The following is a 13,131-nucleotide window of genomic DNA, read 5'->3' as shown; positions in this document are numbered from 1 at the left end:
GGGCTCAGGCGGGCGCTCAGGCGGCCGGTCGCCCGGGACCGGGATTGCGCCGTCGCCGGGTGGCGCTGGCGGGGCGCCGGGCCGGCGCAGTTCGGCGGGCACCGTCCCCATCCGCGGCCACCACGGCCGCTGCGCTGGGCAAGGCAGGGCGGGCAGGGGCGGGCGCCATGCATTCTTCGCTGCGGCGGCACACCAGTACGCAGCCATGGCCGGCCTGCCGGCAGTAATCGCGGTGCAGAACCGCGGCGACGATGGCCGGATGGTGGGCCAGCAGGCCGGGATAGGCCTCCAGCGTCCACGGCCACGACAGGCCGTCGTCATGCAACACCAGCAGCGCTTGCGGCGGCCAGCCGGCCTGTGCCTGGGCCAGCGGCCCGCGCACCATCGCGCCGCCATCGACGAGGGCCTCGCGCTGGCGCAGCAAGGGCTGTACCGCAATCGGGCTGGCGGCTTCCGGGTCGGCCTGGACCACGCAGGCGCAGAAGCGGCCCGCGCCGGCCACGCGAACGTGACCGGTCTGCGCCTCGATCTGGGCGGCGGCCAGCGCCATGTCGCCGCCGCCGGGCAGCGTGGCGCGGACGCGGTCGATCTGCTGCATCTGCGCGCCGAAGCCCTGCAGCGCGGCGACCCGGCGCGCCGCCTCCGCGCCACGTCCCAGGCCCAGCACCACCGTCGACAGCCCGCGGGCGGAATGGATGTTGAGCCCGCCCGGCGCGACATCGCCATCGGCCGGCGCCCACACCACGCCCACCGCGACGGCCGGCAACGACACCGGGCCGGGACGATCGGCGGGGGACAACGTCATTCGTATCACCGAACCCGCGGGACTGTCGTAGCGGTCGAGCGCGGTCACCAGCTCGTACAGCGCGGCCAGTCTGCCGCCGGCGCGCGCACCGGCGCGTCTGCCGTCCGCCCCGCCCGACGCATCGGGCGAGCCGGGTCGGTCCACCGCCAGGATCTCGACCTGCGGCGCGGCCGCCCCGGTCACTTCCTCCTGCAGCGGCCGCAGATGCAGCACGCCGCCATCGGCGTGGTCGAGCATGCCGGTGGCGGCCGCGACTGCCGCGCGGCCCAACCGTTCGGTGGCGATCTCGCCGAAGCCGCAGCGCACCGCCAGCTCGGTGGCCGCGTCATGCGCCTTCGCGAGGTCGTCGCGCGCGTCGATTGCAATACGAGTCTGCATGGCTGTGTGGCTGCGGTGGAAGTACGGGCGATGGGCCGCCGTCTCGATGAGGTCAGGCCCGGCCGGCGCCGGCCTCGGTGCCCTGGCTCGCGCGTTTGCCCAGCTCGCCGAACAGCGCGACGATCTGTTGGTTGAACGCCGGGATATCGTCCGGCTTGCGGCTGCTGACCCAATTGCCGTCGCGCACGACCTCGCGGTCGACCCATTCGCCGCCCGCGTTGCGGATATCGTCGGCGAGCGAGGGCCAGCTCGTCAGCGTACGCCCCTTGACCAGGCCCGCCGATACCAGCAGCCACGGACCGTGACAGATCACCGCGATGGGCTTGCCGTCGTCCTGCATCTTCCTGACGAAACGCTGCGCGGCCTGATCCGTGCGCAGCGCATCGGCATTCATGGTGCCGCCGGGCAGCACCACGCCGTCGAAGTCGTCGGGGTGGGCCTCGGCCAGGGTCGCCTGCACGCCGAAGCGGTCGGCCTTCTTGTCATGCTGGGCGCCTTGCACCTCGCCATCGTGCGGCGCAACGATGACGGTTTCGGCGCCGGCCTGTTGCAGCGCCTGGCGCGGCCCCGTCAGTTCGACCTGTTCGAACAGGTCGGTGACCAGGAAGGCAATGCGCTTGCCTGCGAGGGGATGATTGGCGTCGGGGGGCGTGTTTCGGTTCATGTTGCGGTCCTCGTTGCACAGGGAAAGTCGATACGGATGCGATACGCGACAAGCGATACGGACCCGGCTCGGCACGCCCCGGTTTGTAGCTTTTGCGGCGAGCGGTAAAAAAGCGCTCGCCGCCGCGCCGCGGGTGTTGCGGGAAGTCGGCGTCCGTGTCTATTTCGGTCTGAAGCGGCAAGAAGCGTGCCCCCGGGTGGGGTGCCGGCAGACGTCGGCCTAAGCCCGATGGGCCCGCAGCAGCCGCTGACATAACATCGGTTTATCGATGTGCCTGCCGATGGACGATTGGATTGCCTGGACCCCTGGACACCTCGGGCAATGGAATCGATCGAACCCATCGGCATGGCCATCGCAGCTGGAGTCCACCTCATGGACCTTGTCGTAGCGCGGCCCGAAGGCCTGTACTGCCCACCGGGCGACTTCTATATCGATCCGTGGCGCCCCGTCGCACGGGCCGTCATCACGCATGCCCATTCCGACCATGCACGCGCCGGCAGCGGCCACTATCTGTGCGCGGCGCCGGGGCGCGGCGTGCTGCTGTCGCGGCTGCCCGATATCCACGTCGACAGCCTCGACTACGGGGATGCAATCGTGCACAACGGCGTTCGCGTCAGCCTGCATCCGGCCGGGCACGTGCTGGGCTCGGCCCAGGTACGGCTCGAGTACCGCGGCCAGGTGTGGGTCGCATCGGGCGACTACAAGCTCGCGCACGACGGCACCTGTGCAGCGTTCGAGCCGGTGCGCTGCGATACCTTCATCACCGAGAGCACCTTCGGTCTGCCGATCTATCGCTGGCAATCGCAAGCCGAACTGATGGCCCAGATCCTGTCGTGGTGGCGCGTCAATGCCGAACAGGGGCGGGCCAGCGTGCTCTATTGCTACGCCTTCGGCAAGGCGCAGCGGATCCTGCATGGACTGACGATGCAGGCCGGCGAAGCAGGGCTGCCGGGGCCGATCGTCGAGCATGGCGCCATGACCGCCCTGAACCGGGCTTATGCGGCGGCGGGCGTGGCATTGCCCGCCACGCTGCACGCGTCCGAGCTGCCCGCGCGCAGTCCGTTGCTGCGGCAGGCGCTGGTGATGGCGCCGCCGTCGGCGCAGCGCTCGCCTTGGCTGCGGCGCTTCGGCGATGCGGCCCAGGCCTTCGCCAGCGGCTGGATGCGGATTCGCGGCACGCGCCGGCGCCGCGGTGTCGATCGCGGTTTCGTGGTCTCCGACCATGCCGACTGGCCGGCGCTGCATGCGGCCATCGAGGCGACCGGTGCGCAGCGCGTGTTTGTCACGCATGGCTATGTTCACGCGATGGTGCGCTATCTGTGCGAGCGCGGGTTGCAGGCGCAGGCGTTCGAGACGCAGTACGGCGACGAGGAAGACCACGATCGGGACGACCCCGACAGCCAGACGCCCGGCAACGCCGAGGCACCTGTGGCAGACGGGGCGATGAACGATGCGCCAGGCCCCGCGGCCGCGCCCGACCTGCGGGACGCATCATGAGAGCCTTCGCCGAGCTGTACGCCGCGCTCGACGCGACCACCTCGAACAACGCCAAGCTGGCGGCGCTGCGCACCTATCTGCAGGCCGCGCCGCCGGCCGATGCCGCCTGGGCAGTCTATTTCCTCGCCGGCGGCAAGCCCCGCCAGATGGTGCCGGTGGCGATGCTGCGCACGCTGGCCGAGCAGGCAGCGCGACTGCCGACCTGGCTGTTCGAGGAGAGCTACCAGGCCGTCGGCGACCTGGCCGAGACCATCGCGCTGCTGCTGCCCGAGTCCGAGCATACGGACGATGCGGGCCTCGCCGAATGGGTCGAACAGCGGCTGCTGCCGCTGCGTGGCCTGCCGCCCGACGTGCTGTTGCCAAAGCTCGATGCGCTGTGGCGACCGCTCGATGCGCAGGCGCGCCTGGTGCTGTTCAAGCTGATCACCGGTGCGTTTCGCGTCGGCGTCTCGCGGCTGCTGGTCACCCGGGCGCTGGGCGACGTCGCCGGGATCGATCCGAAGCGCGTGGCGGAACGAATGGTCGGCTATACCGACATCTCGGCGCGTCCCGATGCCGAGCACTATCTGGCGCTGATCGCCCCCGACGGCGGCGGCGAGCACGGCGATGACGTCGCCGATGGCGCCGGCGTGCCACGCAGCCGCGGCGGCCAGCCCTATCCCTTCTTTCTTGCGCATCCGCTGCAGGCGCCGCTCGAACAGTTCGACGCGGTGCTGGGGCCGGTCTCGCAATGGCAGGTCGAGTGGAAATGGGACGGCATCCGCGCGCAGATCGTGCGGCGCGATGGCCAGACCTGGATCTGGTCGCGCGGCGAGGACCTGATCACCGAGCGCTTTCCCGAACTGGCCGAGGCCGCTGCGCCGTTGCCGGACGGCACCGTGATCGACGGCGAGATCGTGGTCTGGCGCGACGGGCGGGTGCAGCCGTTCGCGCTGCTGCAGCAGCGCATCGGCCGCAAGAACCTGAGCGCGAAGCTGCTGCGCGACGCCCCGGCGGTGCTGCTGGCGTACGACCTGCTCGAATGGCAGGGCGAGGACTGGCGCCGCCGCCCGCAGGGCGAGCGCCGTGCCGCGCTCGAACGCGTGCTGGCCGCGCATCCGCATCCGTCGCTGCGGCTCAGCCCGCTGGTGCAGGCGGACGGCTGGCCCGGCTATGCGGCGCTGCGCGAATCGTCGCGCGAGCTCGGCGTCGAGGGTTTCATGCTGAAGGCGCTGGATGCCGCCTATGGCGCCGGCCGGACCAAGGATGTCGGCGTCTGGTGGAAATGGAAGATCGACCCCTATGCGGTCGACGCGGTGCTGATCTACGCGCAACGCGGTCACGGCCGCCGCGCCAGCCTCTACACCGACTTCACCTTCGCGGTCTGGAGCGCGCCGCCGGGTACCGAGGGCCGGGTGCTGGTGCCGTTCGCCAAGGCCTATTCCGGCCTGACTGACCAGGAGATGCGGCAGGTCGACGCGATCGTGCGGCGGACCACCATCGAGACCTTCGGCCCGGTGCGCAGCGTCGAGCCGACCCAGGTGTTCGAACTCGGCTTCGAGGGCATCGCCCGCAGCAGCCGGCACAAGAGCGGCATCGCAGTGCGCTTTCCGCGCATGCTGCGCTGGCGTACCGACAAGACGATCGACGAGGCGGACACGCTGCAGACGCTGCAGGGCATGCTGCCGCCTGGCGAACGCGGGGAGGAGGCATGACCGCGCTTACGGACGATGCGCCGGCCTTGCCCCCGGCGCCGCTGGCACAGGCGCTGCCGCAATGGTTTGCCGAGCGCGGCTGGCAGCCGTTTCCGTTCCAGCGCCAGGTGTGGCAGGCGATCGCCGCCGGCCGCAGCGGCCTGGTGCATGCGACCACCGGGACCGGCAAGACCTACGCGGCCTGGCTCGGTGCGTTGCTGCGCCATGGCGACCCAGCGGTGCAGACCGCGACCGCGCCGCCGCTGACCGTGCTGTGGCTGACGCCGATGCGCGCGCTGGCCGCCGATACCGCGCGTGCGCTGCAGGCGCCGCTGGCCGACCTCGGACTGAACTGGACCGTCGGCCTTCGCACCGGTGACACCAGCAGCCGCGAGCGCGCCGCCCAGGCGCGGCGGCTGCCCACCGCGCTGGTCACCACGCCGGAGAGCCTGTCGCTGCTGCTGACGCGGGCCGACGCCAGCGAGGCGCTGGGCCGCGTGCGCATGGTGGTGGTCGACGAATGGCACGAGCTGATCGGCAACAAGCGCGGCGTGCAGGTGCAGCTGGCGCTGGCGCGCCTGCGCCGCTGGTGTCCCGATCTGGTGGTCTGGGGTTTGTCGGCGACGCTGGGCAATCTCGAACATGCGAGCGACGTGCTGCTGTCCGGCACACCGGTGCAGGCGCGCGAGCTGGTGCAGGGCAAGGTGCCGAAGGAATTGATCGTCGATACGCTGCTGCCCGATGCCGCCGGCCGCTTTCCGTGGGCGGGACATCTGGGCCTGTCGATGCTGCCGCATGTGATGCGCGAGATCGAAGGCAGCAGCACCACGCTGGTCTTCCTGAACACCCGCTCGCAGGCCGAGCGCTGGTACCTGGCGCTGCTCGAGGCGCGGCCCGACTGGGCCGGAGAGCTCGCGCTCCATCACGGCTCGCTCGATCGCGACGTGCGCGAATGGGTCGAGGCCGGTCTGAAGACCGGTGCGCTGAAGGCGGTGGTCTGCACCTCCAGCCTCGACCTCGGCGTCGATTTCCTGCCGGTCGAGCGCGTGCTGCAGGTCGGTTCGCCGAAGGGCGTGGCGCGCTTGCTGCAACGTGCGGGCCGTTCCGGCCATGCGCCGGGGCGGCCGTCGCGCGTGACGATCGTGCCGACCCACAGCCTGGAGCTGGTCGAAGCGGTGGCGGCCCGCCACGCGGTGATGGCGGGGCGTATCGAAGCGCGCGAGTCGCCGGAGAAGCCGCTCGACGTGCTGGTCCAGCATCTGGTCACGGTTGCACTGGGCGGCGGCTTCGTTCCCGATGCGCTGCTCGACGAAGTGCGCGGCGCCTATGCCTATCGCACGCTGACCGACGCCGAATGGCAGTGGTGCCTCGACTTCGTACGGCAGGGCGGCAGCAGCCTGTCGGCCTATCCGGACTATCGGCGCGTACAGCCCGACGAGCACGGTGTCTGGCGCGTACCTGACCTTCGCCTTGCGCGCCGCCATCGGATGAGCGTCGGCACCATCGTCAGCGATGCGACCATGCAGGTCCGCTACTGGAGTCGCGTCGGGCGCGGCGGTGCATCGCTCGGCTCGGTCGAGGAAGGGTTTATCGCGCGGCTGTCGCCGGGCGATTGCTTCCTGTTCGGCGGCAGGCCGCTGGAGCTGGTGCGCGTGCAGGAGATGATCGCCTACGTCCGACGGGCGGAAAAGGGCCGGCCCGTGGTGCCGCGCTGGAATGGCGGGCGCATGCCGCTGTCGACGGAACTGGCGGACGCGGTCGTCGCCACGCTGGAGGACGCCGCCGCCGGCAAGCTCGATCCCGCCGACACGCCGGAGCTGCCGCTGATCGGACCTCTGGTCGAGCTGCAGCAGCGCTGGTCGGCGCTGCCGACGCGTACCACGCTGCTGGCCGAGACGCTGAACTCGCGCGAGGGCTCGCACCTGTTCCTGTATCCCTTTGCCGGCCGTTCCGTGCATCTGGGCCTGGGCAGCCTGCTGGCGTGGCGGCTCGGCTCGCAGTTGCCGACCACGATCTCGGTCGCGGTCAACGACTACGGGCTCGAGCTGCTGTCGGCCGCGCCGCTCGACTGGGCGCACTGGCTCCCGCTTGTGCTCGCGCAGGAGCGCCAGCGCGATCTGGTCGCCGATGTGCTGGCCAGCCTCAACGCCGGCGAACTGTCGCTGCGGCGCTTTCGCGAGATCGCGCGGGTGTCGGGGCTGGTGTTCCAGGGCTTTCCCGGCGCGCACAAGAGCGCGCGGCAATTGCAGGCCTCGTCGAGCCTGTTCTACGAGGTGTTCCGCAAGCACGATCCCGATAATCTGCTGCTGGGCCAGGCCGAGCGCGAGGTCCTGAACCAGGAGCTGGATGCCGTGCGGCTGTCGCGCACGCTGGATCGGCTGGCGGGCCTGCGGCTGGACCTGCGCGTGCTGAAGCGGCCGACGCCGCTGTCCTTCCCGCTGATCGTCGAGTTCCTGCGCGAGAAGCTCAGCACCGAGAAACTCGCGGACCGCATCGCGCGGATGCTGGCCGAGCTCGAACGGGCGGCGGGACCGGAAGGCGAGGGCGAGGGCGAGGAGGATGCCGTATCGGTGGACGAGGCACCGCGCGATCGCGTCGCCGAGATCGCGCGCTTCGGCATGGCCGATCATGTCGGCCCGTCGTCGTCGTCGTCGTCGCCGCCGTCGTCGTCGCCGCCGTCATCGTCGTCGTCGCCGTCTTCTTCATCGCGCCGGCGGCGGCGTCCGCGCAAGGTCTCGAAGCCGCTGCCGCCGCTATGAGTGCGCCAATGTCGTCGACGTCCTCGATGTCCTCGATGTCGTCATCCGCGCGGCAGGCGGAGGTCGCCGGCGAACTGCTGTGGCTGCTGCCCGAGCGCGCGGTCTGGTGGCCGGCGGCGTCGATGCTGCTGGTGGCCGACGTGCATTTCGGCAAGGCGGCGGCCTATCGCGCGCTGGGCCAGCCGGTGCCGGCCGGCACCACGCGGGACAACCTCGCCCGGCTTGCGGAACTGGCGGCTCGGTATCCGGCCCGCGAGCTGATCTTTCTCGGCGATTTCCTGCATGCCCGCGCGAGCCGCACGCCCGCCGTGCTGGCCGCACTGGCCGATTGGCGTGCCGGCCTGCCGTCCGGTCTGCGCTGCACGCTGGTGCGCGGCAATCACGATGCGCGCGCCGGCGATCCGCCGCCTTCGCTGGACATCGCCGTGGTGTCCGAGCCCTGGCGGCGCGGCCCCTTTGCGCTGTGCCATCTGCCCGGCGCGGCGGACGGCGGCTACGAACTGGCCGGGCACCTGCATCCGGCGTATACCTTGCGCGCCGGCTCGGATGCGGTCCGTCTGCCGTGCTTCGTGTTCGATGCACATGCCGGCATCCTGCCGGCCTTTGGTGCCTTTACCGGCCACGCCTCAATCCGGCGAGCGCCGGAGCGGCGCGTCTATGTGATCGGCGACGGGCGGGTGTGGGCGGTGCCGGCGCGCTAGGGCGCCGACTGATCGTGATGATTCACGGATGCCAGGTGGCCGGGGCGTCGATGCGCGGCGCCGGCCGCTGGCTTCCCGCCATCGCATAGGAGAGCCGGTTCGCTGCCTCGACGACCGTCTGTGCCATCTTCAGCAGCCGGGCCTCCGTCAGCCGGGAGGTGGGACCCGAGATGCAGATGGAGCCGAGCAGTCGCCAGTGCAGGCCAAACACGGGGGCGGCCACACTGGAAACCTCGGGCTCGCGTTCGCCCATCGACAGGTGAAATCCGCGCTGCCGGATGGCCTCGTAGGGTCGGCCTGACGCCCCCGAAAACGCGAGGATCACGCGGCCGGGCGCGCCCTTGTCCAGCGGCAGCGTCGACCCGATCCGCACATGGTGCCGGATCGCCTGCGGCCCTTCGACCCGCAGCAAGCAAGCCCGCTCATCGCCCTCGCGAACGTAGAACGACGCGCTTTCGCCGGTCTTGCGCGACAGTTCGCGCAGCACCGGTTCGACCACTTCCTGCACGTTGAACGTGGCCTGATAGCAGGCTCCCAGCCAACCGGCTGCGCGCCCCAGACGCCAATTCCCGTCCTCCTTCTGCACCAGATAGTTGTGCGCCGCCAGCGTTCTGGCCAGGCGCAGCACGGTGGTCTTGTGGATACCCGTTCGCCGGCTGATCTCCGCCAGAGGCAGGTCGGCATCGTTGACGCCAAATGCTTCCAGCACCATCAAGGCCCGCGTGACGGCGGTCACGCCGCCCCGGGCGTCATCGTCGCCATCTGCCGAACCCTTCATCGCGTCTCCTTTCCAATGAAATGCGTTTTGCACAGTGCAACGGCATTGTATGGCGTGAAACGACGCAACACAATGCGTCAAAACGAAACGGAGACAACCATGCACATGCCCTGCCGCTTACCGATCGCCGCCGTCTGCCTCGCGACCGCTTTCCTGACCTCCACCGCTGCCACCGCTGCGCCAGGCTATCCCGCCAAGCCCATTCGCGTCGTCGTGCCGTTCCCCGCCGGCGGCGGGACCGACATCATTGCCCGCGAGGTGGCGAACAGAGTGGCGCTGTCCACCGGATGGACCTTCGTCGTGGAGAACAAGCCGGGATCGGGCGGCAACCTCGGCATCGATGCCGTGGCAAAGGCGCCAGCAGATGGCTACACGATCGGACTGGGCCAGACCAGCAATCTGGCCATCAACGCCACGCTCTATCCTCGTCTTCCTTACAAGCCTCTGACCGATCTGGCGCCGATTGCGCTGGTAGCGAGTGCGCCCCTGGTTCTGGCGACGTCGACGACCTCGCCCTACAAGAGCCTGGGCGAAGTCATCAGCGCTTCGCGTGCAAAGCCCGGGGCGATCAATTTCGCATCGCCGGGCAACGGCACGGTGGCGCACCTGGCCGGCGAACAGTTCCAGAAAGCGGCCGGCATCGAGCTGACCCATATCCCGTACAAGGGCGCGGCGCAGGCCGTCAACGACCTGATCGGCGGGCAAGTGGACCTGTACATGGCCTCCGTGCCAAGCCTGCTCGGTCATATCCGCAATGGCAAGCTGCGCGCGCTGGCGGTCACGTCGACCGGCCGCGTTGCCGACCTGCCCCAGGTCCCCACCTTTGCCGAGTCCAACGTCAAGGGCTTCGAAGCCTCGACCTGGTTCGGCTTCGTTGCGCCGGCGGCGACGCCGAAAGACGTGCTGGTCCGTCTCAATGCCGAGTTCAACAAGGCGCTTCAAGCACCGGAGCTCAAGAAGAAGCTGAACGAACAGGGTGCGTCTGTCCTCAGCGGTACGCCCGATCAATTCGGCTCGCTGATCCGCCAGGACATCACGCGCTGGGCGGCAGTCATCAAGGCGTCCGGTACGAAGCTGGACTGAAGCCCTGCATCGATCCGATTCCGGTCCGGTCCCGTCATCCGATTCCATCCCCTCTGCCTCATGGAGTAGCATCATGGCCCTGCCCAATATCCTGAAGTCGTTCGAGCGCGTTCCGCCCGATGTCGTCGCGCGCGCCGCCCGATTTCAACCTGCCATCCTTGCCGACGTCGCCGGTCGCCGCGGCGCGGTGCATGGCCGCATCAAGCCGCTGCGCCCCCACATGAAGCTGGCCGGCCCCGCGTTCACCGTGGAAGTGCGGCCTGGCGACAACCTGATGATTCACGCAGCCCTCGCGCTGGCGCAGCCTGGCGATGTGCTCGTGATCGACGGGAAGGGCGATCAGACCTCCGCCCTGATGGGCGCGATCATGATGAACGCCGCGCGCCAGCGTGGCCTTGCCGGCGTGGTCATGGACGGCGCCGTTCGGGACAGCCTCGAAATCGAGGCGCTCGATTTTCCGGTGTTTTCCGTCGGTACCAATCCCAATGGTCCGACCAAGGAAGTGGCCGGCCGCATCGGACATCCCGTCTCGATCGGCGGCGTGACGGTGAATCCGGGCGATTTCGTCAGCGGCGATGCCGATGGCCTGGTGGTGGTCGAACGCGAGAAGATCGAGTCGTTGCTGCCGCTGGCGGCGCACAAGGAGGAAGCCGAGGCCCGTCGCATCGCGCAGATTCGCGAGGGCAACACCAACGCTCCCTGGCTGCTCGCCTCGCTCGTGACCGCGGGCGTGCTGAAGGAAGGGGAGGCACTGTGATGGCTCGCCCCGTCATTCTCGTCACGGGCGCCGACCTTGCGGCGCCGGCGCTCGACCTGCTGCGCGACTACGATGTCTTGTTCGCCGGGAAGGCCCCGCAGGCCGACGACCTCGTCGCGCTGGCCAGGAATCACAACCCCGTCGGCCTCATCGTTCGCTATGGCAAGGTGGGAGCGGACGTCATGGACGCTGCCCCGGCGCTGAAGGTGATTTCCAAGCATGGCAGCGGCATCGATGTGATCGACCAGAAGGCGGCCGCGGCGCGCGGGATTGCGGTGAAGGCAGCGGTGGGCGCGAATGCGGCGGCGGTCGCGGAACATGCCTGGGCGCTGATCCTCGCCTGTGCCAAATCCGTTCCGCAATTGGATGCGAGGATGCGTGATGGCCACTGGGACAAGGCCACGCACAAGACGATCGAGCTGTCCGGCCGTACGCTCGGCATTGTCGGCCTGGGCGAAATCGGCCGCCGCGTCGCGGTCATCGGACAGGCGATGGGCATGCGGGTCATCGCCTTCGATCCCTTCGCGGGCGCCGTGCCGGAGGGTGTCGATCTGGTGGAACTGTCAGCGCTCTATCGCAGCGCTGACGTGGTGTCGCTGCATTGCCCGCTGACGGACGAGAACCGCCGCATGCTCGATCGCGGGACGCTGGCGACATTCAAGGATGGCGCGATCCTCGTCAACACGGCTCGGGGCGGATTGATCGACGAAGCGGCCCTGGTCGAGGCGATGACCGCGGGGAAGCTGTATGCGGCGGGGCTCGATAGCTTCGAGACGGAACCGCTGCCGTCACCTCACCCCTTCCGCGACGTTCCTCGACTGATTCTGTCGCCGCACATCGGCGGGGTCAGCGATGCGGCCTACGTGAAGATGGGCATCGGGGCCGCACGTAACGTACTGGACGTGTTGCAAGCCGAAGTGGCCGCCTGAGGGCAAGGCCGGACGGGTGGCCACCGCGCTGACGCAGGCCACAAGACAAGACTGCTGCGATTGCCGGCCGGCCCCTCGGGGTATGGCCACAGCCGCAAGCTACGGAGACCAATGTGAGAACCACTTACCACCTGGCTGCCGCTGCAGCCGCCTTTGCCCTGACGGCGGCCAGCGCCGCGTTTGCCGGCTATCCCGACAAGCCCGTTCGCATCGTCGTCCCGAACCCGCCCGGCGGGGCAGTGGATGTTGTCACGCGCAAGGTTGCGCAACAGCTTTCGGTTCAACTTGGCCAGAGCTTTGTCGTCGAAAACAAGCCCGGCGCTTCTGGCACCATCGGCACTGGCACGGTCGTCAATGCGCCGGCCGACGGCTACACCCTTCTTGCCAATGACAACTCGTACACGACGCTGCCGTACGTCTTCCGCAAGCTGAACTGGGACCATCAGTCCGCGCTCGTCCCGATCGCGCCGTTTGCCTTCTCGCCGGTGGTGCTTGGCGTCAAGGCAGACTCGCGCTTCAAGGATCTCGCGGCACTGATCGCCTATGCGAAGGCGCACCCGGACACCGTGACGTTCGGCTCTGGCGGGCCCGGCAGTGCGCCCCATTTCGCCACGGAGGCTTTTCAGCAGGCCGCCGGCATCAAGCTGATGCACGTGCCGTATAAAGGCGCCGGAGAAGCCATGGTTGGCCTGTTGTCCGGCAGCGTCGACGTGCTGGTCCTGTCCACGCCGAGCGTGCTCGCGCAGGTCAAGGGCAAGCAGATTCGCCTGCTGGCGATCAGCGGCAAGCAGCGGGTGACAGCGCTGCCGGATGTTCCGACCTTCGCCGAGGCCGGTGTCGCGGGCTTCAGCCAGTTCAACTGGTCCGGACTCGCGGCGCCAAGGGGGACGCCGCCCGAGGTCGTGCAGACCTTGCAGAAGGCAGTCCACCAGGCGCTCAATACCCCGGACTTGAAGGCGTTTCTAGCCAACATGGGCGCTCAGCCCGGAAACCTGGATGCAGCCGGCTTTGCCGGACTGATCCAGCGCGAGACTGCGCAGTGGGCGACCGTGGCCCAGCGCGCCAACATCGAGAAGCAATGAGCCGGCGCGCAGCGGCGCACACCTG

At 69.3% G+C, this 13,131-nt stretch carries 11 protein-coding genes; 8 read left to right on the top strand and 3 right to left on the bottom strand.

Features of this window, described 5'->3' with window-relative positions; translation table 11 throughout:
• Positions 1-16: 16 nt before the first annotated feature.
• Complete coding sequence (locus J5T34_RS23125; RefSeq protein ID WP_208583176.1) at positions 17-1,183, bottom strand: hypothetical protein; 1,167 nt, start codon at positions 1,181-1,183, stop codon at positions 17-19.
• A 52-nt stretch (positions 1,184-1,235) separates the two neighbouring features.
• Positions 1,236-1,847 (bottom strand): type 1 glutamine amidotransferase domain-containing protein, encoded by a 612-nt coding sequence (locus J5T34_RS23120; protein ID WP_208583175.1) that lies wholly within the window; start codon positions 1,845-1,847, stop codon positions 1,236-1,238.
• A 372-nt stretch (positions 1,848-2,219) separates the two neighbouring features.
• Here J5T34_RS23120 and J5T34_RS23115 point away from each other — a divergent pair, with 372 nt between their 5' ends.
• From J5T34_RS23115 to pdeM, 4 genes are read left to right on the top strand one after another with little or no spacing between them, the layout of a single operon-like run.
• On the top strand, positions 2,220-3,344 hold the full coding sequence (locus J5T34_RS23115) for a ligase-associated DNA damage response exonuclease (protein WP_244259166.1): 1,125 nt from the start codon (positions 2,220-2,222) through the stop codon (positions 3,342-3,344).
• Positions 3,341-5,038: an ATP-dependent DNA ligase gene (locus tag J5T34_RS23110; protein ID WP_208583174.1), complete on the top strand. Its 1,698-nt coding sequence runs from the start codon at positions 3,341-3,343 to the stop codon at positions 5,036-5,038. The genes J5T34_RS23115 and J5T34_RS23110 overlap by 4 nt, the downstream gene beginning before the upstream one ends.
• Complete coding sequence (locus J5T34_RS23105; RefSeq protein ID WP_208583173.1) at positions 5,035-7,776, top strand: ligase-associated DNA damage response DEXH box helicase; 2,742 nt, start codon at positions 5,035-5,037, stop codon at positions 7,774-7,776. The genes J5T34_RS23110 and J5T34_RS23105 overlap by 4 nt, the downstream gene beginning before the upstream one ends.
• Before the next feature lie 8 nt (positions 7,777-7,784).
• The gene (pdeM, locus tag J5T34_RS23100) at positions 7,785-8,477 is read left to right on the top strand and encodes a ligase-associated DNA damage response endonuclease PdeM (RefSeq protein WP_244259165.1); all 693 of its coding nucleotides are present in this window, start codon (positions 7,785-7,787) and stop codon (positions 8,475-8,477) included.
• A gap of 22 nt (positions 8,478-8,499) precedes the next feature.
• Here pdeM and J5T34_RS23095 read toward each other — a convergent pair whose 3' ends face one another.
• A complete protein-coding gene (locus J5T34_RS23095; protein WP_208583172.1) occupies positions 8,500-9,255 on the bottom strand; it encodes an IclR family transcriptional regulator in 756 nt (251 codons plus the stop codon).
• Between the two features lie 105 nt (positions 9,256-9,360).
• Between J5T34_RS23095 and J5T34_RS23090 the strand changes: the two genes are divergently transcribed.
• The 4 genes from J5T34_RS23090 (at position 9,361) to J5T34_RS23075 (ending at position 13,106) form a co-directional block, all read left to right on the top strand.
• Positions 9,361-10,338, top strand: a complete 978-nt coding sequence (locus tag J5T34_RS23090) for a tripartite tricarboxylate transporter substrate binding protein (RefSeq protein ID WP_208583240.1) — start codon at positions 9,361-9,363, stop codon at positions 10,336-10,338.
• Between the two features lie 73 nt (positions 10,339-10,411).
• On the top strand, positions 10,412-11,095 hold the full coding sequence (locus tag J5T34_RS23085; protein ID WP_208583171.1) for an RraA family protein: 684 nt from the start codon (positions 10,412-10,414) through the stop codon (positions 11,093-11,095).
• On the top strand, positions 11,095-12,024 hold the full coding sequence (locus J5T34_RS23080) for a hydroxyacid dehydrogenase (protein WP_208583170.1): 930 nt from the start codon (positions 11,095-11,097) through the stop codon (positions 12,022-12,024). Before J5T34_RS23085 ends, J5T34_RS23080 begins: the two co-directional genes overlap by 1 nt.
• A 113-nt stretch (positions 12,025-12,137) precedes the next feature.
• Complete coding sequence (locus J5T34_RS23075) at positions 12,138-13,106, top strand: Bug family tripartite tricarboxylate transporter substrate binding protein (protein WP_208583169.1); 969 nt, start codon at positions 12,138-12,140, stop codon at positions 13,104-13,106.
• Positions 13,107-13,131 lie beyond the last annotated feature (25 nt).

The organism is Cupriavidus gilardii, from assembly GCF_017598945.1.
GTDB lineage: Bacteria > Pseudomonadota > Gammaproteobacteria > Burkholderiales > Burkholderiaceae > Cupriavidus > Cupriavidus gilardii_E.
This window is presented reverse-complemented; position numbering and strand designations above follow the sequence as displayed.

Bases quoted from the DNA above. Each gene is read 5' to 3' on its own strand.
- J5T34_RS23125 (WP_208583176.1), bottom strand. From the start codon at position 1,183: ATGCAGACTCGTATTGCAATCGACGCGCGCGACGACCTCGCGAAGGCG.
- J5T34_RS23120 (WP_208583175.1), bottom strand. From the start codon at position 1,847: ATGAACCGAAACACGCCCCCCGACGCCAATCATCCCCTCGCAGGCAAG.
- J5T34_RS23115 (WP_244259166.1), top strand. From the start codon at position 2,220: ATGGACCTTGTCGTAGCGCGGCCCGAAGGCCTGTACTGCCCACCGGGC.
- J5T34_RS23110 (WP_208583174.1), top strand. From the start codon at position 3,341: ATGAGAGCCTTCGCCGAGCTGTACGCCGCGCTCGACGCGACCACCTCG.
- J5T34_RS23105 (WP_208583173.1), top strand. From the start codon at position 5,035: ATGACCGCGCTTACGGACGATGCGCCGGCCTTGCCCCCGGCGCCGCTG.
- pdeM (WP_244259165.1), top strand. From the start codon at position 7,785: ATGTCGTCGACGTCCTCGATGTCCTCGATGTCGTCATCCGCGCGGCAG.
- J5T34_RS23095 (WP_208583172.1), bottom strand. From the start codon at position 9,255: ATGAAGGGTTCGGCAGATGGCGACGATGACGCCCGGGGCGGCGTGACC.
- J5T34_RS23090 (WP_208583240.1), top strand. From the start codon at position 9,361: ATGCCCTGCCGCTTACCGATCGCCGCCGTCTGCCTCGCGACCGCTTTC.
- J5T34_RS23085 (WP_208583171.1), top strand. From the start codon at position 10,412: ATGGCCCTGCCCAATATCCTGAAGTCGTTCGAGCGCGTTCCGCCCGAT.
- J5T34_RS23080 (WP_208583170.1), top strand. From the start codon at position 11,095: ATGGCTCGCCCCGTCATTCTCGTCACGGGCGCCGACCTTGCGGCGCCG.